The organism is Corallincola luteus, from assembly GCF_004336975.1.
Taxonomy (GTDB): Bacteria; Pseudomonadota; Gammaproteobacteria; order Enterobacterales; family Neiellaceae; genus Corallincola; species Corallincola holothuriorum.
Genome location: NZ_SJXE01000006.1, coordinates 1 through 21,360 on the forward strand (window position 1 = coordinate 1; position 21,360 = coordinate 21,360).

A 21,360-nucleotide genomic window follows, 5' to 3' on the forward strand; every position below is an offset into this window, starting at 1 on the left:
AGTAATCCACGGATACCAGCATAGCAACCGACGAAAGTACCGGCTTCATCTGATGTATCAGCTCTTTTTTAGGAGAATACGATGGCTAGTTTTTTAGCAGGGATCAGTGCGTCAAACTTGACAGAGGGAGTCATACCAACGCCCCAACCATGGGCGGATTGAGCAGGCTAAGCTAAGGGGCGGAGCGACGAAAGCCTGCGAAAAGCCGTCCACGTGGGTTGGTTTGTTATGCGCATTACTGGCGGTCATAGATAGGTCTAATGTCTTGCCAACCAAGCTCGATTAGAAGGCTCTCTGCCACCGAAGTCACTTTTTGCCACCGGGGATCACGATGAAAGTCATCGAGTGTTTCCGGTAGTTCATCGACACAGTCTTCAAACACCTCATTGAACTTCGCCAACCACATTAACTCTGGCTTCGAAAAATTCACTTTGAACTCTTCGAATTCAGGGTGATAGAAATCATCGAACCACTGACAGCACATTTCGGTCGCAACATTAACACTAGGCACTTTCCTCTGGTACTCGACCTGTTCTTTATGTCTTGCAACTAGCTGTAAGAGAGTGATGATGTTTACTCGGTGTGGATTCATCTTACTTTACGCATAACGCCGCAATTACCGACGGGAACGGAGTTGGTTTAAGTGTGCTATTAAAGCACACTTTAAGCGACGCAGTGGACGTCCGGTAGATTGCTTTGTTATGCGATTTTTTTGCTGCACCGTTCGATCCTCTTATCCCAATCTCCTGCCCAACCTTGCTTCTTAGCCTTTTTGGCAAGATCTATGGCTTGAGAAAAATCCTTTTTCTTTTCTAATACAATGGCTAATTGAGTAAAGCCTTTATGGCTAGGTAGAGGGCTGTCTTTATACTGTCGAAGAAACTCTTTGGCAGAAGCTTCTGCAACTGATATTTGTTGCTCACAAGCCCTAACTGCTATATCCAGCCCAGCACTCGACAGATCTCGATCTTTATAGGTGATTTCAATTTTCGCCCCGTACAGGAAATGAATATCTAATGGGCTTGTTTCGGCAGTAATAAGGCTTTCTGCCTGCTCAATTAGCTTGTACGAGATATGGCGGTTTTCGGCTTTAGAAAACCAACCTACCATACCTGAAAGAAGGCCAACATCGGTTTGTGTGGTGCTTTGAATATTTCCATCAATCAATCCACTTCCGCCCATAGGCTGATAGATTTCCAAAATGGTTTTTCGTTCAGAATCACTTAATTTATTAAGCCACCAATCCTGAAGAGAGAAGTACTCTATTAGTCCTTTCGGGTCCCTATCTCTATTTTTGAAAATATCAAATATTCGCATTATTACTTAATCTCACGCGATAGCGCATAACGCTAAATAGAACTACACGGATCATCTATCTGGATAAAGGGGCTATGTCTACCTATCACCCCAAACCGAAAAGATCCCGTCTAACCTACTTTTTATTAATTAGTAATTTGATCATAACTTACTGATTAGTCGATTTTTACTCTCTTTTTCACAAAATACGCCGAAATTAGCGGCAGATTGTGATTTGCCAGACATCACATGCACATCCATACCGTGTTGTGCTTTTATCCAGTAAAAGTCAGCGCATCGCTATAATGCCCACCCTAAAAAAATCTCTGACTGGGCAGGCCTCTAGCCACTACACTTTTAACTATGGTTACTCACTGACTTCATTGCGGATTTTTCACCTATGCGCTTTATACCCAATGCCAGTACACTGCGACTATTGCCTGTTTTCCTGTTAACCAGTTTTCCTTGTGCGGCCTTTGAGGCGCACCAGGAATCGATCTCCGCACTCAGTCACCCCTTGGCGATCTTCGCGCTGTGCATCTTTTTTATCGCCTACGCGCTGGTGATCTTTGAAGAGCAACTGAACTTGCCTAAATCCAAGCCAATGATTAATGCGGCGGGGATCTTATGGGTGCTGGCCGCCTTAGTTGGCGCGGAGATGGGTATGAGCCGGGAAGCGCTGGAGGCCGCAGTCACCCATAACCTGTCGGAGTTCGCCGAGCTGTTTCTGTTCCTGTTGGTCGCGATGATCTACATAAATGCATTGGAAGAGCGCAACGTGTTTGAAGCATTAAAGGGCTATTTGGTTGGCAGAGGGCTCAGTTACCAGCAGCTATTCTGGGCCACCAGCATCATCGCTTTTTTCCTGTCGCCAATTGCCGACAACCTGACTACCGCCCTGATCATGGGCGCAGTCGTGATGGCGGTGGGTAAGGAGAGCAGCCAGTTTATTGGTCTCACCTGTATCGCCATTGTCATTGCCGCCAATGCGGGCGGTGCTTTCTCACCATTTGGCGATATTACCACCTTGATGGTTTGGCAATCGGGGCGCATTGAATTTACCGAATTTTTTCAGCTGTTTTTGCCGGCGATCGCCAACTACATCGTGCCGGCGCTCATCATCTCGCGATTCATTCCTGCAGGTAAGCCACCCGCGATCGAAGACAGGGTCAAGGTTAAACGGGGAGGTTACCTAAGTTGCTTGCTGTTTATTACCACCATCTGTCTGGCAGTGACTTTTGAAAACGCCCTCGGCCTGCCACCTTATCTGGGCATGATGTTTGGGCTATCACTGCTCTTTCTATCTATCTACCTTGGTTCGCAGTTTCTCGCCGATGACCACGAAGACAGAGATTTTAATACGTTCAGTAAATTGGCAGTTCCGGAATGGGACACCCTACTGTTCTTCTTTGGCGTGATGTACTGTGTCGGTGCCCTCGGCTTTCTTGGCTATCTTACCGCCGCCTCTGGCGTTATGTATGGCGACTGGGGCGCTACGCCAGCCAATATTGCCGCCGGCGTGATCTCTTCTGTGATCGATAATATCCCAGTGATGTTTGCCATTCTGACCATGGCGCCCGAGATGGATCATTTCCAATGGCTACTGATCACCTTCACTGCAGGTGTTGGCGGCAGCTTACTGTCGGTGGGGTCCGCAGCAGGCGTGGCCTTAATGGGAGCAGCCAAAGGGCATTACACCTTTATGTCACACCTGAAATGGAGCTGGACCATCGCTTTAGGCTATGGTGCCGGCATCGGCGTGCATTTTTTGGTCAACGGCTAATGCCATAAAACAAGCTTGATAAAGGTCACTAACCGAATACGGCTTGGTTTATATACTGTGGTGAAACCGCCATCGCGCATCGCGATAGATTTTAAGGATCTCAAAATGAGCCCTCGTTCCACCTTGCTTGCGCTATCCGTCATCAGCAGTCTCATCTGCAGCACAGCGGTTAACGCTGATGATATCGCTATAGGAAAACAGAAAGCGACGACCTGTGCCGCCTGCCATGGCGAACAGGGCGTTTCGGTGATCCCCATGTATCCCCATCTGGCGGGACAGCAAGCCGTGTACTTTGAAAATCAGATGAAAGCGTTTCGCAGTGGTGCGCGACCAAACCCGATCATGGGTAATCTGGCCAAGCCACTTTCTGATGAGGATATCCGCCAACTCGCGCTCTATTACGCCAGCCTGAAGTTGTAACAGACAGCAAAACCAAAACGACGAACATAGTCATAAAATCGAACAAAACAGGCGACAAGTTGCGCTTTTAGTTCTTTATAGTCGGATCTAATCTCTCCTCATACCCACAGAAGGAGAGTCTGATGATCGCTATTCGCCCAGCCAATGAACGTGGCCACGTCAACTTAGGTTGGCTAGACAGCCGCCACAGCTTTTCTTTCGGCCACTACTACGATCCTCAACATATGGGGGTGTCAGCCCTGCGGGTGATCAATCAGGATATCGTGCAACCAGGTGGCGGCTTTGGCACTCACCCCCATCAGGATATGGAGATCCTCTCTTACGTATTGAAAGGCACTCTCGAGCACCAAGACAGCATGGGGCATATTCAACGGCTAACGGCCGGTGAATTCCAATTAATGAGTGCTGGTACCGGGATCAGCCACTCGGAATACAATGGCTCAAACACTGAAACGGCTGAGTTCCTACAGATCTGGATCCAGCCTGATCAACTGGGGCTGACGCCTGACTACCAACAGAAAAAATTCCGTGGGGAGGGGATGATCAAAGTCGCTTCTCCAGACGGCACTGAAGGCAGTTTAACTGTCCATCAAGACGCAACCGTGTATCTGGCAAGGTACGCCAAAACCACAACAGCGCAGCTGAAATTACCAGCCGGGCGCCAAGGCTACTTGCAACTGATCAAGGGGTCTATAGATCTGGAACATCATCAGCTAGCTGCTGGTGATGGCCTTAATGTGAGTGCCAGCCATGATATGCAAAACCTGATAGTTGAAAATGCCCCAGACAGTGAATGGCTATGGTTTGATCTACCGATGGCATGACCGAATAATAAGCCTACTCAATAATACGCGGTATGGCGTTCTATGGGTTTGCTCGCTCTAAACAAAATAAAGCCTCGGTGAATACCGAGGCTAGAATAAATACGAACAGTAAAAACGGCTATACGGATCTTCTTGAATAACCGAGACCGGCAAGCAGTAAACCGAGCAGCGCGACGCTAACAGGCTCCGGCACATCGCTTTTTGCTGAAAACTGCAAATTATCAACCAACGCCAACATATCGCCCGTGGTGGTCAAACGGATTTCATCAAAAACAAGCCCTGTGATTTGGAAAAAATCTGTGCCATCAAAATCAGTATTAGCTGATACAAAATCAACAACAACGCTATCTAACAACACTTCAACCAATGTTGAATTTTGATTCGTCGCAATACCGAAAGCGGCCTCTTCTATATCGTTGTCAAACATAATTGACCAAGGGCTGGCTGCAGGAAAAAAATTACCTATCTGATTTCCATCGGTGGCAGGTGGAAATGCCTGAGCTTGAGGGTTGTAAAAGGCACCAGCAAACGTGATCCCAAAGGCTGAGTACTGATTGGTAAGTGCGGTACCATCGGCAAGCACCACTTCATCAAACGTTAAGGTCGTATCAGCTGAAGCTAGCCCAGTGTTGGTATACATAACACCAGCAAACGCTCCAAATGACGTGGTCAACATCGCCGTGGCAGCAATTAGTGTATTAACAAATTTATTCATTAGCTTCTTTCCTTGTGCATTTTCTTATTAAAGTAAGGACTACTAATGCAAAGCGGAGGCCAGATAATCTTTCTATTTATAATCAAAAGATTAACAAGACCCTCAACAACGGGGCTATCAAAATGTCAATTTAGCTGACAATGCAAACACCGCAGAACCCCACCTGATGCTTTGTCACCAACGAGCTATTTAGCAACAAAATAGCTTAGCAACTGGCCGTTGAATGGATGGAACCCGTAGACGAGAAACAAAAGCCGTCATGGCGATTGAATCAATAGATAACACTGGTTAATATGTCGCCGCTTTCACTTACCAACTTGCAGGAGGTCACCATGCGATTAGCAACAAACCTATGCAAGCCTGTTCTGGGTTAACACGCCTTTCTGTTTGCCCAGCCAGCCGGCTTGCCAATTCATCTATTTGTATCATCACTATGGAATTGGGATATGGGCAACTATGTTCAATCAATGTCGTGCCGACGGTTATCGATGGTCGACCTACAAAATCAAACTAAAAATATCTGGCAAACCAACACCGTTTTCGTGCCTATGGGCAAGGGAGACGGCAGATGTTGATATTGCAATTAAGCGCTGGCCAGGGGCCTGCTGAGTGTTGTTTGGCCGTCGCCAAAGCATATGCCTGCCTGCTAAAAGAAGCAGACAAGCATGGGCTATCGGTATCTGTCATAGAATCAGTCGAAGGCACTGAAAAAGGCACCTTTGCTTCGATACTGTTGAGTATCGATGGCGAGAACGAACGGCAGTTTGCAAGCCAGTGGCAGGGGGTGATCCAGTGGATCTGTGTCAGCCCTTACCGGCCGCGACATAAGCGGAAAAATTGGTTTATTGGCTGTGAGCTGTTTGCCTCAAGCAACACCGCTGGAGACAACAAAATCAGCTATCGTGCTTGTCGTGCCAGTGGTCCGGGCGGTCAGCATGTCAACAAGACTGATTCGGCGATCCAAGCGACGCACATTGCCACCGGCATTAGTGTCAAAGTCACCTCTGAACGCAGTCAGCACGCCAATAAGCGCTTAGCGACACAGTTAATCGCTTACAAGCTAGCAAAACTGGCTGATTCAGCCGTGGCAGCGAAGAAACAACAGCAGTGGCAAAGCCACTTGACCCTAGAGCGGGGCAATCCGGTGAAGCTGTTTAAAGGCAGTGAGTTCAGGCTAATGAAATAGCATGAACATTTAAGTGAATAGATCGATAGCGCAGGCCAACAATGCCTGCGCTATCTTTGTACTTAGCCGTTATAAGCACCGCTGGAGTAATGCAGCTCATAGCTATGGCTATAGATCTCAACAATATTACCGAACGGGTCTTCCATGTAGATCATACGGTAAGGCTTTTCACCTGGGTAATAGTAACGCGGCGCTTTCATCCGCTTTTTACCACCCGCCGCCACAATCTTTTCAGCTAACTCTTCCAGGTTCGGATCTTGAACACAGAAATGGAACACACCAGTTTTCCAGTATTCAAAGTTGTCTTCCGGGTTCTGCTGATTTTTAAATTCGAACAGCTCCACGCCAATACGATCACCGGTGGAGAGATGGGCAATACGAAAATGCTCCCACCCCGCGCCAAATACGTCAGTACACATCTCGCCAATGGCACTGTCATCTTCAGTGATATCCGTGGGTTCCATGATCAGGTACCAGCCCATGACTTCGGTATAGAATTTTACCGCAGCATCCAAATCAGGCACTGAGATACCGATATGGGAAAAGGTACGTGGATAAGGCGTTGGTTGATTGCTTGTCATAACTAATACTCTCTTCGTTGGGAACGAGAGCAAGTATAGGGAACAGTTGTGATAATATTAAATTATCATAAATTATTATTTTGATAATATTTAGAAATGATAAATCCAACCCATTTAAGAACCTTTTTGGTACTGGCTGAAACCGGACATTTCACCCACACCGCCGAACAGCTGCATATGACACAGCCCGGTGTTAGCCAACACATCATGAAACTGGAAGCCCACTTGGGTACGCCACTGCTGCATCGATTTGGCAAACGATTTGAGCTCACGGAAGCGGGGCGAACATTGCAACAGTATGCTCAGGCACAAATGGCGGCAGAGCAAAATCTAATTGAGCAGTTGGCCAGCGATGAAGGAGAGCAAGGTGAGTGCCGTTTGGCATGCTCCGGCGCCATTGCCAATCAGCTTTACCCTGAGCTACTGTCACTGCAACAACGCTGCCCTGCCTTGCAGATAAAGCTCGAAGCTGCGCCAAACGAAAGCATCATTGCCGATGTTAAAGAGAACCACTGTGAATTAGGTTTGATCACCCGTGCAGTGAACGATCCCGCACTACAACAAGAAACACTGGGACAAGATGAACTTTGCTTAGTGATGCCAGCAGGCTCTGAGTTCAGTTGGCAGCAACTGCAAACGCTAGGATTTATTAATCATCCCGATGGTCATCATTATGCCACGGCAGCGCTGGCGGCGAATTTTCCAGCGCAGTTTATTGGCATGTCAGAAATTAATGAAGCCGGCTATATCAATCAACTCAACCAGATATTACTGCCGATAGCCCGAGGAATAGGTTTTACTGTGCTACCCGCATCGGCACTGCATGATTTTCCTTACGCTGGGCAGATCTGCTGTGCATCACTGTCGCAACCGGTCACTGAAACCGTCTACCTAATCAGCAAAAAGCATCGCCCCTTGGGCAAACGCTATGAGCATATAAAAGAGGTTATCTATCAACAGTGGCAACAGCAATAACAAGCAGAATAAGTGCTATACGCTGTGATGCTGCCTACCAATATCCAGACATTGCGAGAACGAAGGAGTCCGTATCAACACCTGTGGTGCGCTGCGTTCGCGAGCCGATGTAACCCAGTTTGATCCCCAAATGGCGGTTAATCGGAATGCCGACACTGGCGGCAAACAGCAACTCCTCTTTGCGGCTGTCTTTCTCAACACCGTCAACGGTCGGCTTCGCACCGTAATCGTATGCAGCACTGATACTGCCCCAAATACCGGGGCGATGAGTATAAATAAGATGACCACTCAACACATAGAGCGGATCATTCTCTAGTTTCTTGCCACCATAAAAGTCATCATTGTCGAAATAGATCACCGCCCTCGCCGTACTTTCAAACGACCATTGACCACGGGTGTGGATCGCCCCAATCTGTGGACGCAATGTATAGCGATTCGTACCCAGATTAATCAGCTTATCCGACATGTAGTCACCGGTAGGCAGTTGTACCGAGATACCGGCTCCAACAATTGTTTCATTAGGGTTGGCTTTACGATAGGCAACAAACTCTTTGCCCTCTAGCGGTGGCGAGCCATACAAATTCACCGCGAACCGAACAAGGGTGTCGGTAGCGCCATCACGAGAAGTTGACGCCGCCTCACCGTCAAGGATGCCAGTCCAATGCCCTTTCTGATAGCCCTGTGCCACGCCGATACGGGCACTTTTATCGAACAGTTCAAAGGTGCGAATATACTTGGCCACCCAAGTGTCTACCGTCGCTTCTGCCTCTTCAATTTTAAGCACCGGATCGAAGTCTATATCAGCTTTGGTGCTGGCATAGCCCGCACCGAGGAAATTGGTATTGATAGGGAGATGCGCCCAACGGCGAGGTTCAAGATCTTCAGCTTGCAGGTGCAACGAAACAAACAAAGTGCACAAAGCCAGCAAACCTTGCAAGGCAACAGATTTCAACAAACTAATGCGCAGTGCCACAACCGATCCTCCATAACAATTTTCTCAATCCAATATCTACTGATTGATAAAAACGAACGGCCTCTAAAGCACATTCCGCTTTTCAAGCAGCTTGAGCTGCATCTGGTCGTAAACTTCTTTGGTGATGAGCCCTTGTTCGAATAGCTTTTTAAGCTCATCAAGCTCTTCTTTGATGTCCACAACGACTACCACTTCAGCTTCTTTCTTTTTCGCCAATTCAGCCGAAATACGTGGCAACACTCTAATGACATCTTTTTTTATATTGCTGATCCAGCCGCGAGGATAATAATCATTCCGTGTCACTTGCCCGATCGTCATAGGGTCTGTTGACTGTTGTAAACGAAAGGCTGTTGTTTTGATGGTGACCTTGCGCTCGGTATAATCAATGATGAGATCCGCTTCCGTCCCACGCTTATACAAATGAGACAATATGCGAGGGTCATCTCTGTTATCAACTACCCAACCTCGGTAGTTCAACGAATAGATAATTGCCTCTCCAACAGCTTCAACAGTCGCATCATCGACACCAACATAAAACGAAGTCGTCTTTTCAAGCGCTTGCCCAGAAAATGACATTGCGAAAAATAGCACGCAAGCTAATGCACTTTTCAGTTGCTTAGACATTTACATATTCCTTGATGTTACAAAACAGACAGTGCCTACTCGAAGGATATTAACATAATGGTAACTTAAGGCTATTTCTAAGCTATCAGGCAGAAAGCTTGAGGTATTAACGATTTGTAGAGCTACGGCAACAAAGATCGAGAATCAAGTTGTTGTTCAGCGCCCCAGCAGGTGGTCACAAATCACTTCCAGAAACGGATCGCCGAAGCGCGACAATTTTCGCTCACCGACGCCGCTGATCTGCAGCAGTTCCACTTCGCGAGTTGGCTTTTCCTGCGCCATCTGTAGCAGAGTGGCGTCATTGAATACGACATAAGGTGGCACACCTTCATCTTCAGCCAGCTTTTTACGCAAGCCACGGAGGCGGGCAAACAGTCGGCGGTCATCTCCCTCCAACTCAATTTGCCGCTTTTGACTAGCCAGTTTAACCCGTGGCACTGCCAGCTCCAGCGCCTGTTCCCCTTTGAGTACGGGACGCGCGGCTTCGGTCAAACGCAAAATCGAGCTTTGCGTGATGTCCTGCACCAGCAAGCCTAGGTGCACCAACTGACGAACAACGCTAAGCCAATGTTCCGGCGGCTGATCTTTGCCTATGCCCCAGGTGGATAGTTTGTTGTGGCCGTACTCTTTGACGCGTGCGTTGTCAGCACCGCGCAGCACTTCCACCAGATAACCAGCGCCAAAGCGCTGCCCCATCCGATAGATACAAGAGAGTACTTTCTGTGCATCGACAGTACCGCTATAGCGTTTGGGGGGATCCAAACAGATATCGCAGTTACCGCAACTCTGCTTACGCTGCTCACCAAAGTAATGCAGCAATACCTGGCGACGACAGGTTTGCGCCTCAGAGAAAGAGGCCATCGCATTGAGTTTATGCTGCTCTACCTGCTGTTGGCGCGGATTTTCGATGTTCTCCAGCAAGCGCCGCACTCGACTGATATCCGCAGGATCATAAAGCAACAGAGCTTCGGCAGGTAAACCGTCCCGCCCGGCACGCCCGGTCTCTTGATAATAAGATTCAATATTCTTCGGGATATCGTAGTGCACAACGAAACGCACGTTCGGCTTGTCGATACCCATGCCAAACGCTACCGTCGCTACGACAATCGCCAGCTCGTCTTTAACAAAACGCTCCTGTACCCGATTACGTAGCTTGATGTCGATACCAGCATGATAGGCATCGGCATCCACTCCCTTGGCCTTTAAACGCTCGGCGATCTCTTCCACCCGCTTACGACTGGTGCAATAGATAATGCCGCTCTGGCCTTTACGGCCATGTAAATAGTCGCTGAGCTGGTCGAACGGTTTATATTTTTCAATCTGGTTATAACGAATATTTGGACGGTCAAAGCTACCAAGAAACAGAAACGGCTGCTGCAGTGCCAGCTGGCCGATAATATCAACGCGGGTCGCATGGTCCGCGGTAGCGGTCAACGCCGCGACAGGCACATGGGGAAAAAGCTGCTTCAGCTGCCCCAAGGCTGCGTACTCAGGACGGAAATCATGCCCCCACTGACTCACACAGTGGGCTTCATCAATGGCGAACATCGACAAGTTCACTTGCCGCAAGCGTTCCAGAAAATTGGCCTGTAGCAGGCGTTCCGGCGCGACATAAAGCAACTTCAATTCACCGTGAGCTAATGCCGACAATGTTTTTATCTGTTGTTCTCGGCTAAGGGTCGAGTTCAGGTAAGCCGCGCTAACGCCATTACTGACCAATTGATCCACCTGATCTTTCATCAAGGCGATCAGCGGAGAAACCACCACCGTCAAGCCATCACGCACCAGCGCGGGGATCTGATAACAGAGCGACTTTCCCGCCCCTGTCGGCATGATCACCATGGCATCGGCACCAGCAGCCAGAGCACTGACCACCTCGGATTGTCCGGGACGAAAACTGTCGTAGCCAAACACACTGTTCAGCGTGGCTAACGCCCTCTGCAACAAGGGATCACTCTGATCCAGTCGACTTGAGTCGACGGCTATCGCAGCAGATGGAACGGCAGAACCAGGATTCATTGACTAAGGGGCGCTCTTCTATTGGTCACCGGTTTGGCGAACAGGCAGGCTAGTTTACTTGCCGCAGCGCACTTTGTCTTGAGGCATCGGGCGTTTATCACACCGGCACCGACTGGCGTTAGTAAACACTCTTTTTGAACAGTGCGTTATCACTAAAAAATGACATCGAAAAGTTGCGCCACAGACAAATCAGACCAACAATTGAATAATTACTCTAAGCTACCGGTTGTTATCATGGCTGACCAACACACTCCGCAACAGACACGTGTAGCACCTGACTTACCACCCAAGCTGGCCGCCATTGCCCACCTATTTACTGATCAAATGCCGTTTAATCGCAGCTTGGGGCTTTCCATCCCTTACTTCACTTGCGACAAGGTGGAGGTGCATTTCGCTATGCATGAGGGGCTGATCGGCAATCCAATACAACGCATTCTCCACGGCGGTGTCACTGCTTCAGTATTGGATGTAGCGGGAGGCTTGATTGCCATCGCTAACTTTCTCGAGAAATCAGACACGATGGATCAAGCACTGCTGAATAAGAAGCTCGCCAAAATGGGTACCATAGATATGCGGGTGGATTACCTGCGTCCTGGTCGCGGTGAGCACTTTGTCGCCAGCGCCGAAGTGATACGTTCAGGCAGTCGAGTCAGCGTCTGTCGAATGGAGCTACACAATGAAAAAGGTAGCCAGATAGCTTTTGGCACCGGCGCATACATGATGGGGTAGCATATTTATCGTTCAGTCAGCAGGCTAAGGTCCCACCGCGTCTGTAACACGTTCCGCTTTCTACGCTATAACTTGTGAGCCAGTTCACATATCGGCATCGAGTTTGTTCTAACGCAAATTGCGTCCGTTATCCGACCTCTATAGTCTGCTTCAGCAAATAACCGCATTTCAGTACTGCACCATGTCCAGAAGGATGAACCATTCGGGACATAAAAACAGCCAACTATCACCCTGTTAAGTTGGCTACTTGCAGCACCTATAGGAGATGAAACGCGCTATGAATCCATTGCATCAGCCTGGCCAGATATGGGTCCATGCCCCTGCTTCTCTTCATCGCATAATCAACAGCTTACCGGACCAACCCGCCTACCGTCAGGCGCTGGCAACGAAGTTTGCGGCGGCGAAAAAAAATGGCGTTGATGGCATTATCGTGCCGATCAGCTGGCGTACTGTGGCGCCATTTCACCCTGACAATGTCGAGCAGGCGCAACGTTGGCAAGGCTATCTCAGCCTGTTTTCATTGATCCGTCAGGCACAACTGAAACTGATCCCTGAATTTAATATCGGTGCTTCTGGGGTCAGTGAAGCAGGAACCCCCCACCTGTTACCCGACTGGTTTTGGGGCAAGCTAGGGCACGAACAGCCCGCAGACTGGCCACAAGATAGCTTAAAGTATGTCGACCAACTGGGTAATGACACAATTTCCGCTCCCAGCCTGTGGGCGAGAGAGCTCTACACCCCTTATGTCAGCCAGTGGCTAAAAGCGTTTTTTCATCATGCTGCCGAATTTCAATCATGTATTCCGCAAATTTTGCTCGGTGCCGGGCCTGACGGCGAAGTACGTTTCCCTATTTTAGATGCATTGATTGAACCCGCCGACCAACACCAGCTCGGTGTTTTTAGTGGCATCGCAGTAGACAGCTTTGAACAGGCCATGCTCTCTCAGTATGGTGAAAAAGCGGCCTGGTATAGTGCTTGGGAGGTAGAAGATGACGCTCTGACTGCCAATGATTTACTCGGGCAGATACAGCAGCAGATCAACACCTTACTCGCCGACAACACACGAAGCTCGAAGCCGATCAGCGATTTCTACCGCTGGTATCAATCACAGCTAATTACATTCAGTGCAGAGACCCTGTCGTCGCTCAGCCAAACCCTGCCAGAGCAATGGTCTTGTGGTTTTGGTTTGCGCGTTCCAGTGTCACTCAACGCCAGTAACGACCATGCTGATCAACACGCTTTGGCTTTAGCAGGGGTCGCTCTGGATCATGAGACCGCATTATTTAGCCGCTTGTTTGATGCCTTAAGCAAGATAGAACTGAACGCCGACGCAAACTCACTTTGCGTCTTGTTGTCGGGTGTCGAATCCACCCAGCCCCATTATCAAATGAGTGACTGGGTAGGGCGCGCCGGTGAGCTAGGCATCCAACTGTATGTGGAAAACCGCCAGGCCAATGCACTAGATGACCATTTGGCGTGGGACAAACTGATGCAACGCAGCCTGCAGCAAACCGGGGTTGCCGGTTGGGCGCTGCGGGATCTGGATTCGGTGTTAGACACCGAACAAGCCGGTGCGGCCAGACTGCGTCAACTCGGCCGAATGAAACATGGCATGGGTAAAGTCGGCCAACAGTTAGGACGTAAGAGCTTCCGGGTGATGGGGCCACTGCATCTGAAAGTGGGTAACCAGCTGATGATGTTGCAAGAGGAGAACTGGATCGAATTTGAACGGGAGATCCGGCAACTTCGGAAAATCGGTGTCAGTGCCATATCAACTGACCTTTGGTGGGGCCTCATCGAGGGACGCCAACCGGGCCTATTCGACTGGACCTACTATGACCGCATGGTCGAGGTGTTGGCAGCGAATGAGATGCATTGGGTACCCATCCTGTCATTTCATCAGGCGGGAGGTAACGTTAATGATGACTTCATGCAGACCATTCCACTGTGGCTGTGGGGTAAATTAATCGAAAACCACGATGAACTGGAGTCGGTGCGGGATCTGCAATATGTCAGTGAAACGGGGGATACATCGATGGAGTATGTATCGCTCTGGGCCGATGAATATGTGGTGCCCTACTACCGGCAGTTTATGCAGGCCTTTCGTGATCACTACCAAGATCGTGCCGACCTAATTGATGAGATCAATGTCAGCTTGGGCCCTGCCGGTGAACTTCGCTATCCCAGCTACAATGCCCACGATTGGGGTGAATACCCCAACCGCGGCACACTGCAATGCTTTAGCCGTCTTGCCGAGCAACGCTGGAAAAGTCACCTGAAGCAAAAATTCAAAACCGTAAAAGCCCTTAACTACGCCTTCAACGGCCAACACAAGAGCTTTGACAGCGTTGCCATTCCTGATCCACATCCGCTGTTTGAACAGAAGAACTATCTCTACTCCAGCTGGGCCCGCGAATTCCTCACTTGGTATCAAGGAGAGCTGATTCAGCACGGACGCGGCATTCTTGAATGTGCCAACGACGTATTCAGTGAGGGTGCAATGGCGAACGTGCCACTGGGAGTCAAAGTACCAGGCATTCATTGGGAGATCAGTGATCCGGCGATGCCCCGAGTCGCTGAGATCACGGCAGGTTTAGTCGCGCCTCATCCAGAGCTCGGCCCCCACAATCGTGGTGAATATGTCAAACTGCTCGGTCAGTTGGTGCCCTCTCATCTGCGGGAGAAAGTTATTCTGCATTTCACCTGCCTGGAGATGATCAATAAAGATTATGAAGGCTATTCTCGTGCTGAAGACCTGGTTAACTGGGTGGCAGATGCGGCGGCCGAGCTGGGCATCAGCCTAATGGGTGAGAACGCCCTGGCTGGCGAGCTTTATGGCAAACAGGGATGGCAGCAGATCGCCCGCGCACTCGACCGTCAGCCTGGTTTTGGTGGGATCACCCTGCTGCGGATGCAAAACCTGTTTGATGACCATCCCACACCGATGAAAGAGCTGACCCGACTGATCAATAAAGCGCAATGATCGCATTTTTTGCGACCTCAACTTTTAGTTAGCCCGTTAAGTTCGCAGTTTGCCCATTCAGTAACAAACTGAATGGGCAACATAATGTTTTCTGTTCTAGATTTAGAGTTACTTTAACTGCGATCTGGAGCATGCCCACGTGCGACGTACCCTGACCCTGTTCTTCACGCTATGCTGTTTCAGCTTTAGCATGCATGCGGCCCCGCTGATCCACAATCCGGTCGCCAGCGATAGCGAAGCACTGTTCCTCGACATCTTAAAGTTAGCGCTTTCCAAATCTGCACCCGGCACCAAATATCAGGCTTTGAGCGAGCCGGTCAACCAAGCCCGAGGGATGGAGATGATCGATGCCGGTAAGATGTCGGTAATGTGGGCAGGCACCACACCCGATTTTGAAAAAAGAATGGCACCGGTGCGTATCCCGGTACTTAAGGGCTTGCTCGGCCATCGTATATTCATCATCCGCGGCAACGATCAAGCGCGTTTCAGCGCCATCAAGAATCTTGCCGACCTAAAAAGGTTAACCGCTGGCCAAGGGCGATTTTGGGGTGACACGTTTATCTTGCAGGCAAATGATATTCCGGTGGCAACCACCATCAAATACCACAACCTTTTTCCTATGTTAGAAGGTGGCCGTTTTGATTACTTCCCCAGAGCGGTCAACGAACCTTGGGGCGAAGTTCAGAGAAACAAAGATTTGGGACTTAAGGTCGATGACAACGTGCTATTGATCTACCCCTTTGCCATGTACTTCTTCGTCAATAAAGACGATAAAAAACTTCACGATCTAATTTACAAAGGCTTTGAAGCGGCGATCGCTGATGGCAGCTACGACAAGCTGTTCTTTAACCACCCGATGATTAAAGAGGCGCTGCAACTGAGTAAACTCAAACAACGTACGGTGATCCGTCTGCCCAACCCGCTAATGGATCCGAAAACACCGGTTAATCGCAAAGAATTTTGGTTGGATATCAACAGCCTGTAACGCTCACTGGAGTCAAAAAGACGATGAATTCTATTACCAAAAAATCCATGGTGGCGCTCTCGGCAGCATCCTTGGTGGTTATGCTGATAATCTTCACGATCAGCTATATGGTCGCCCGTGGCGGCATCATGGAACGTCTCGACAATAATATGCGAGACACCAGCGAAGCCTTATCCGTGGTGATGCAGGAGCCGGTCTACAGTTACGACAAGGATCAGATAAAAACCATTCTGGAAACTTTCAGCAAGTATCCTTTTGTCTATCAAATTAAGGCGGTGGACCAGCGAGGCAAAGCCTTAGGTGATGTCACCCAAGCCGGTGACGAGCCAGCAGCTGCCGATATCGTCATGCAAACAGTTAATCTGCTGTGGGAAGGCAAAGATAAGATCGGCACCTTAGAGATCAGCTACCGCAAGGACAGCGCCAACGAACAGCTCACCGGCGTGTTGCTCACCTATTTAGTCATCGTCATCGTGCTGTTAATCGCATTACAGATCACCAACTTAATGACACTGCGCTCATTGGTGGTTCAGCCGGTGCAGCAAGTGACAGATGCCTTGGGCGAGATAGCCGCGGGCGGTGGCGACCTCACCCGCCGACTGCACATCGATCGCGATGATGAGATCGGCTTGTTGGCCAATAACTTCGACCGTTTCATCGAACAACTGCATCAACTGCTCAGCTCAGTGGTTCACTCCGCAGAGGAGGTATCCGCTGCCGCCAACGAAATGACCCGCACAGTGCAAGGCACCACCCAAGCTACTGGCCAACAATTGCAAGAGACAGAGCAAGTCGCAACTGCACTTAACGAGATGTCTGCCAGCACCCATGAAGTTGCCCAGCATGCTAATCAGACCGCTGCCAGCACCCGTGAAACCACCGCGTTGGCAGAGGAGGGTGGCGGTATTGTTGGACAGACTATTCAGCAGATTGAAGGGCTCGGCAATGATATGAGCGAAACTGCGGAGCGAATTTCGCAGTTACGGGATAACAGCGACAACATCGGCTCAATGCTGGAAGTGATTAAGAGTATTGCCGAACAAACTAACTTATTAGCACTGAACGCAGCGATCGAAGCTGCGCGGGCAGGGGAACAAGGCCGAGGCTTTGCCGTCGTTGCCGATGAAGTTCGGAGCCTGGCACAACGTACGCAACAATCCACCCAAGAGATTGAAGTGATCATCGAGCAGCTGCAATCCGCCGCCAACAATGCTTACGACGCCATGCAACTGAGTCGCACCGCGGTCGATAACACCATAGAGCAGTCACAAAGTGCCGGCCAGTCGCTTGATCAGATCCAGTTCAATATCACCAGCATCAACGATATGAACACCCAGATCGCCACCGCTGCGGAAGAACAAAGCTCAGTGGCAGAAGATATCAACCGCAACGTCACCTCGATCCACAGCCTGTCACAACAGGTCGAAGACGACGCCCAACTAATCCATCGCCACGGTGAAAAATTACTCGCGCTTAGTAGTGATTTGAAAGGGGAGCTAGGTAAGTTCAGCTTGTAGGACCGACGGTCAGGGAGATAGCTACGCAAGGCTATCTCCAAGGCATTGCCTCAAGTCAAAGCACAAGCCAATGGTAAGATTTATCGGCAGTCAGAAAATTTAGTTGGCAGAGCGGATGCCGTTTTTTGACGCCGATGCACAGTACAAACGATAGAGAGTTTGTCGTATTGCTTTGCCAATGCAATCACCTGCCAACCTGTAGCACTTCTTGAGAGACCTCGCTTGATAGCTTCAAGCAGTGCCTTTTTCATCTCTACATCACTGTGTGACCAGGTTTCAAAGCCTATTTGTATCAACCCAAGGGTCACATCTTGCTTGTATGGGCCCAGCGCCGCGGCGCGTCGCATCGCCTTTGAATAATCAGCATCGTATTGCCCCATCCGATGCTTCACGCTGGCTACGCTCAACCAAGTATTCGGCCAGCCTTGGCGCAGTAAAAGGCTTCTATTGAGAGATGCTAAGGCTTGTTGCAAAAACAGGTCCGCGCTCTGCGGCTGTTGGTATGCTAACCACTCCAGCAGCTTCGCTTGCAAAAAAACGTAGTGAGCATTATCTGAGTGCAAATCGACCGCGCGTTCTACACTCGCTGTCACCAATGATAACTCATTGTCACTAACTGCTTTTTGATGAGACCATTTGTTTAGCTTTCGTTCAGCATACACCGCGTTGATGTTTGCAATACCCCACTTCGCAGATGTCCAAAACGCAACAACCAGCGCTAGCAGGAGCGCAGAAAAGAGCGCTAAGCGGATCGAATCATCTTTCATACCCGAGCTAACCAACAACATTCAACAACTCTTTACGCCCTTGGAGGATCTGTGCAGGACGTTCAATAATATATTGATTTGCCTGAGCTTCACCAACCATATCAGAAACAACAGCCAGCCCTTTTGCAACAATTGGAGGACGTCTTTTTACACTGTGAGCATCTGTCGCTAAAACGCCAACAAAGCCCATTTGCAACAAGCTAGTGGCCGTTGCTTGCACATGGTCACCAAAGTCGCCGGAAAATGAACCAATGGTGAGCTGATACATCAACTTGAATCTAGATAATCGAGAGAGAATATTCGGATTCTGAATCACTTCCCGATTTCTTTCCGGATGAGCAATCATTGGCATGATCTTTCGACTATTCAGCCAATTTATCAGTTGTTCTGTGCCAGGAGGAATATGACTATAAGGGAGTTCTAACAGCAGCACTCGCCATCCTTGATAGACACCCAAAAACGGGATCCGATTATTTGGGATGTCGCTTAACAAACGATCTGTCATGCGAACTTCTGCAGCCAAATGGATATCCAAAGCGATATCAGCGTTTGATAACTCAGCTTTGAATGTATTGAAAATAGCACTGAGACCATCAATGTCATTATCAAATCGGCCGGGATGGAAGTGGGGCGTCAACACTGCTGTGCTGATGCCCTCGCTGACCGCAATTCGAGCCAGCTCTAGTGACTCAGATAGATCTTGGGCACCATCATCGACACCCGGAAGTAAATGACAGTGGAGATCTATCAACGCTCGTTATGCCTCTCGCTTAACGGGCTTGTTCTCATTGCCTAACAACTCATCAGAGTAGGCAGAACCATAGCTGTAGTCATAAATCGTTAAATTGGAACGCTCAGAGATACAGTTCAATACCACACCGTCGATACGCACCTTCAACTGTTGAAGTCGTCCAATTGATTCAAGTATCACCTTGCGCCGAACTTGTTCAGCTCGCACAACATACAGTGATGAGTCGGCGTGACGAGCAACAACGATGGCATCAGAAACAACACTTGCAGGCGGCGTATCAATAACAATGCGATCATATTGTTGTCGCAATGACGTAATCAACTTATCAAAACCTTCTGTCGCCAGGAGCTCCAAAGGATTAGGTATAGGCGATCCTGCAACTAAAATATCGAGTCCAGACTGGGGATCATGATAGATACACTGATCTAGCTTATGTGTTCCCGTCAACAAGTTGGTTAAACCGGGCTGATAGTTAGCAATATTGAAGCGTTTACAGATACTAGGTTTACGAATGTCCGCATCAATCAACAACACTTTTTCAACTTGAGCCAATGCAAACGCAGTATTTATTGCCGTGGTAGTTTTACCTTCGTTAGGGATAGTTGAAGTCACAGCAAGAACTTTGGCTGGCGAATCAAGATGGGATAAGACCAATCCCGTACGAAGTGTTCGCCACGCTTCAGCAAATACCTGAGCATTCTTATCAAAGAAGCTATGTGTAGAAAACTCACCTTTACGATTAGCCTTCATCTTCGGGATAAGACCCACAATACGTTGAGCCAAATGCTGTTCGACGTCTTCAGGTGTCACGATATGATCACTGAGTGCATTGATAGCAAAAGCCATCAAAGTTGCTAGCACTGACGCTAAGATAAACGCAGCGACAACAATAATTTTCTTCTTCGGTTTCGCTGCTTGAAGTGGCATCTCTGCGACATCAGAGAAACGTGCATGTGCTGCACTGAAATCGCCAACCGCACCAGTCTCTTTTAAGCGAGTCAGGAAGGTGTCATACAGTCGACGGTTGCCATCAACTTCACGAACTAACTCTCTATATTCCGCCTCAGTTTTGCTCAGCTGTTGATATCGTGCTTTAGCATCTGCAAGTTCAGCAACCAACGCCTGCTCGTTTTGTGTGGTCTTTTCAACTTCCTGCTCAATCCCTTTTACCAGCAACTCAATCTGTCGCTGCAAACTGGCTTTTGCCTCTGTCAACTGCGCCTGTGCCGCTTTCATTTTGTTATGCTTCTGGCCATAACGTTTAGAAAGCTCGGCTACTCGCTGCTCTGCCTGACCAACCGCTCGTTTGGCTTCTTGAATAAGTCGGTGTTTGGATATTTGAGGCAAGGTTTCTAGCTTATTCAGATCACGGCTCTCATCCGCTTTTAACACGCGCATAACTGTCGCCGCCTGCGAACGTGCTTGCCGCGCTTTAGTTAGCTGTGAAGTAATCTCATTCAGCTCGACACTCGCTAAAGCAACAACACCCTCAATATCAACCAAGCCCTTCTGCTCACGAAATGCTTGCAACTGAACCTCAGACGCTCTCAGGCCAGTCCTAAGACCGGTTAAGCGTTCACGGATCCAATCAGATGCCTTTACAGTCAAGGCAAGCTTGTCTTCGAGGTGGCTCTTTATGAATTCATCACCTAACGTATTAGCCACTGTTGCTGCCAACGCCGGAGATTCAGCCTCGTAGGTAATCTTTACTAACTGAGTATTTCTAATCGGCTCAATAGATAGATTGCCAAGCACATGACTAATCATCCGAGAGCGAGCACGAGCGCGTTGCTCTTCTATATCAACTTCAACAACTTCCTGCTCTATTGGCAGCATTGCCTTTATAGAGTTGATCGTCGAAACCAGTAAACTTTTAGGCTTGGGTAAGAATTCGGGTTCTTCCGCTAAATTTAGTCGAATGATAACCTTTTCAGCCAAGCGCCGAGATTTGAGGATCTCATATTGCGTTTGCAGGTACTCTTTTCTTGTAGAATCAAGCCCATAAATCTCTTCAATAGAGACAGCCTGCGCTTGCTCCGCCTCCAGCAACAGGGTCGCTGTTGCTCGATATTTAGGTGTCATACTCAGCGTAATTAACGCTGTAACAATGGTGACCATTATCGCAAATGCGAAGATACGCCACTTATATTGGCCAATGACTTTTAGGTATGCGCCAAAGTCGATAACTTCTTCTTCTTTCACTTTATTTAAGTGAGCAGATGTATTTTCCAT

At 48.9% G+C, this 21,360-nt stretch carries 19 protein-coding genes; 9 read left to right on the top strand and 10 right to left on the bottom strand.

Annotation, left to right across the window (positions count from 1 at the left end):
* Positions 1-235 precede the first annotated feature (235 nt).
* Positions 236-592, bottom strand: a complete 357-nt coding sequence (locus tag EZV61_RS12335) for a hypothetical protein (RefSeq protein ID WP_131415948.1) — start codon at positions 590-592, stop codon at positions 236-238.
* 107 nt (positions 593-699) lie between these two features.
* Positions 700-1,317 (bottom strand): hypothetical protein, encoded by a 618-nt coding sequence (locus EZV61_RS12340; RefSeq protein ID WP_131415950.1) that lies wholly within the window; start codon positions 1,315-1,317, stop codon positions 700-702.
* 379 nt (positions 1,318-1,696) lie between these two features.
* On the opposite strand from EZV61_RS12340, the gene nhaD reads away from it, so the two are divergent.
* The 3 genes from nhaD (at position 1,697) to EZV61_RS12355 (ending at position 4,323) form a co-directional block, all read left to right on the top strand.
* Positions 1,697-3,079, top strand: a complete 1,383-nt coding sequence (gene nhaD / locus EZV61_RS12345; protein WP_114339390.1) for a sodium:proton antiporter NhaD — start codon at positions 1,697-1,699, stop codon at positions 3,077-3,079.
* Between the two features lie 105 nt (positions 3,080-3,184).
* Positions 3,185-3,499, top strand: a complete 315-nt coding sequence (locus EZV61_RS12350) for a c-type cytochrome (RefSeq protein WP_114339389.1) — start codon at positions 3,185-3,187, stop codon at positions 3,497-3,499.
* A gap of 122 nt (positions 3,500-3,621) precedes the next feature.
* The gene (locus tag EZV61_RS12355) at positions 3,622-4,323 is read left to right on the top strand and encodes a pirin family protein (protein ID WP_131415952.1); all 702 of its coding nucleotides are present in this window, start codon (positions 3,622-3,624) and stop codon (positions 4,321-4,323) included.
* Positions 4,324-4,441: 118 nt separating this feature from the next.
* On the opposite strand, the gene EZV61_RS12360 is transcribed toward EZV61_RS12355, so the two are convergent.
* Positions 4,442-5,038, bottom strand: a complete 597-nt coding sequence (locus tag EZV61_RS12360; protein WP_131415954.1) for a PEP-CTERM sorting domain-containing protein — start codon at positions 5,036-5,038, stop codon at positions 4,442-4,444.
* A 568-nt stretch (positions 5,039-5,606) separates the two neighbouring features.
* Between EZV61_RS12360 and prfH the strand changes: the two genes are divergently transcribed.
* Complete coding sequence (gene prfH, locus EZV61_RS12365) at positions 5,607-6,224, top strand: peptide chain release factor H (protein ID WP_131415956.1); 618 nt, start codon at positions 5,607-5,609, stop codon at positions 6,222-6,224.
* A 62-nt stretch (positions 6,225-6,286) separates the two neighbouring features.
* Here the strand turns inward: prfH and EZV61_RS12370 are convergent, their stop codons facing one another.
* Complete coding sequence (locus EZV61_RS12370) at positions 6,287-6,805, bottom strand: lactoylglutathione lyase family protein (RefSeq protein WP_114339385.1); 519 nt, start codon at positions 6,803-6,805, stop codon at positions 6,287-6,289.
* 96 nt (positions 6,806-6,901) lie between these two features.
* Between EZV61_RS12370 and EZV61_RS12375 the strand changes: the two genes are divergently transcribed.
* On the top strand, positions 6,902-7,780 hold the full coding sequence (locus EZV61_RS12375) for a LysR family transcriptional regulator (RefSeq protein ID WP_131415958.1): 879 nt from the start codon (positions 6,902-6,904) through the stop codon (positions 7,778-7,780).
* 34 nt (positions 7,781-7,814) lie between these two features.
* Here the strand turns inward: EZV61_RS12375 and EZV61_RS12380 are convergent, their stop codons facing one another.
* From EZV61_RS12380 to recQ, 3 genes are all read right to left on the bottom strand, one after another.
* Positions 7,815-8,753: a transporter gene (locus EZV61_RS12380; RefSeq protein WP_114339383.1), complete on the bottom strand. Its 939-nt coding sequence runs from the start codon at positions 8,751-8,753 to the stop codon at positions 7,815-7,817.
* 63 nt (positions 8,754-8,816) lie between these two features.
* Complete coding sequence (locus EZV61_RS12385) at positions 8,817-9,377, bottom strand: hypothetical protein (protein ID WP_114339382.1); 561 nt, start codon at positions 9,375-9,377, stop codon at positions 8,817-8,819.
* A gap of 156 nt (positions 9,378-9,533) precedes the next feature.
* Positions 9,534-11,396 (bottom strand): DNA helicase RecQ, encoded by a 1,863-nt coding sequence (gene recQ / locus EZV61_RS12390; protein WP_130567777.1) that lies wholly within the window; start codon positions 11,394-11,396, stop codon positions 9,534-9,536.
* Between the two features lie 234 nt (positions 11,397-11,630).
* On the opposite strand from recQ, the gene EZV61_RS12395 reads away from it, so the two are divergent.
* The 4 genes from EZV61_RS12395 (at position 11,631) to EZV61_RS12410 (ending at position 17,610) form a co-directional block, all read left to right on the top strand.
* Positions 11,631-12,125, top strand: coding sequence for a thioesterase family protein (locus EZV61_RS12395; protein ID WP_114339405.1), 495 nt, complete (start codon positions 11,631-11,633; stop codon positions 12,123-12,125).
* Between the two features lie 277 nt (positions 12,126-12,402).
* Complete coding sequence (locus EZV61_RS12400) at positions 12,403-15,108, top strand: family 14 glycosylhydrolase (RefSeq protein ID WP_165569595.1); 2,706 nt, start codon at positions 12,403-12,405, stop codon at positions 15,106-15,108.
* A 139-nt stretch (positions 15,109-15,247) separates the two neighbouring features.
* On the top strand, positions 15,248-16,093 hold the full coding sequence (locus EZV61_RS12405) for a substrate-binding periplasmic protein (protein WP_130567779.1): 846 nt from the start codon (positions 15,248-15,250) through the stop codon (positions 16,091-16,093).
* A 23-nt stretch (positions 16,094-16,116) separates the two neighbouring features.
* Positions 16,117-17,610, top strand: coding sequence for a methyl-accepting chemotaxis protein (locus EZV61_RS12410; protein ID WP_114339377.1), 1,494 nt, complete (start codon positions 16,117-16,119; stop codon positions 17,608-17,610).
* A gap of 80 nt (positions 17,611-17,690) precedes the next feature.
* Here the strand turns inward: EZV61_RS12410 and EZV61_RS12415 are convergent, their stop codons facing one another.
* Genes EZV61_RS12415 through EZV61_RS12425 form a run of 3 tightly spaced genes read right to left on the bottom strand, consistent with a single transcriptional unit; the run spans position 17,691 to position 21,360 of the window.
* Positions 17,691-18,398 (bottom strand): VpsP family polysaccharide biosynthesis protein, encoded by a 708-nt coding sequence (locus EZV61_RS12415; RefSeq protein ID WP_131415963.1) that lies wholly within the window; start codon positions 18,396-18,398, stop codon positions 17,691-17,693.
* Entirely contained in the window at positions 18,385-19,128 is a 744-nt protein-coding gene (locus tag EZV61_RS12420) for a tyrosine-protein phosphatase (RefSeq protein WP_131415965.1), read from the bottom strand. Before EZV61_RS12420 ends, EZV61_RS12415 begins: the two co-directional genes overlap by 14 nt.
* A 6-nt stretch (positions 19,129-19,134) precedes the next feature.
* Positions 19,135-21,360: a GumC family protein gene (locus EZV61_RS12425; RefSeq protein ID WP_131415967.1), complete on the bottom strand. Its 2,226-nt coding sequence runs from the start codon at positions 21,358-21,360 to the stop codon at positions 19,135-19,137.

Excerpts from the sequence above, each read along its gene's own strand:
- EZV61_RS12335 (WP_131415948.1), bottom strand. The coding sequence starts at position 592 with ATGAATCCACACCGAGTAAACATCATCACTCTCTTACAGCTAGTTGCA.
- EZV61_RS12340 (WP_131415950.1), bottom strand. The coding sequence starts at position 1,317 with ATGCGAATATTTGATATTTTCAAAAATAGAGATAGGGACCCGAAAGGA.
- nhaD (WP_114339390.1), top strand. The coding sequence starts at position 1,697 with ATGCGCTTTATACCCAATGCCAGTACACTGCGACTATTGCCTGTTTTC.
- EZV61_RS12350 (WP_114339389.1), top strand. The coding sequence starts at position 3,185 with ATGAGCCCTCGTTCCACCTTGCTTGCGCTATCCGTCATCAGCAGTCTC.
- EZV61_RS12355 (WP_131415952.1), top strand. The coding sequence starts at position 3,622 with ATGATCGCTATTCGCCCAGCCAATGAACGTGGCCACGTCAACTTAGGT.
- EZV61_RS12360 (WP_131415954.1), bottom strand. The coding sequence starts at position 5,038 with ATGAATAAATTTGTTAATACACTAATTGCTGCCACGGCGATGTTGACC.
- prfH (WP_131415956.1), top strand. The coding sequence starts at position 5,607 with ATGTTGATATTGCAATTAAGCGCTGGCCAGGGGCCTGCTGAGTGTTGT.
- EZV61_RS12370 (WP_114339385.1), bottom strand. The coding sequence starts at position 6,805 with ATGACAAGCAATCAACCAACGCCTTATCCACGTACCTTTTCCCATATC.
- EZV61_RS12375 (WP_131415958.1), top strand. The coding sequence starts at position 6,902 with ATGATAAATCCAACCCATTTAAGAACCTTTTTGGTACTGGCTGAAACC.
- EZV61_RS12385 (WP_114339382.1), bottom strand. The coding sequence starts at position 9,377 with ATGTCTAAGCAACTGAAAAGTGCATTAGCTTGCGTGCTATTTTTCGCA.
- recQ (WP_130567777.1), bottom strand. The coding sequence starts at position 11,396 with ATGAATCCTGGTTCTGCCGTTCCATCTGCTGCGATAGCCGTCGACTCA.
- EZV61_RS12395 (WP_114339405.1), top strand. The coding sequence starts at position 11,631 with ATGGCTGACCAACACACTCCGCAACAGACACGTGTAGCACCTGACTTA.
- EZV61_RS12400 (WP_165569595.1), top strand. The coding sequence starts at position 12,403 with ATGAATCCATTGCATCAGCCTGGCCAGATATGGGTCCATGCCCCTGCT.
- EZV61_RS12410 (WP_114339377.1), top strand. The coding sequence starts at position 16,117 with ATGAATTCTATTACCAAAAAATCCATGGTGGCGCTCTCGGCAGCATCC.
- EZV61_RS12415 (WP_131415963.1), bottom strand. The coding sequence starts at position 18,398 with ATGTTGTTGGTTAGCTCGGGTATGAAAGATGATTCGATCCGCTTAGCG.
- EZV61_RS12425 (WP_131415967.1), bottom strand. The coding sequence starts at position 21,360 with ATGGAAAATACATCTGCTCACTTAAATAAAGTGAAAGAAGAAGAAGTT.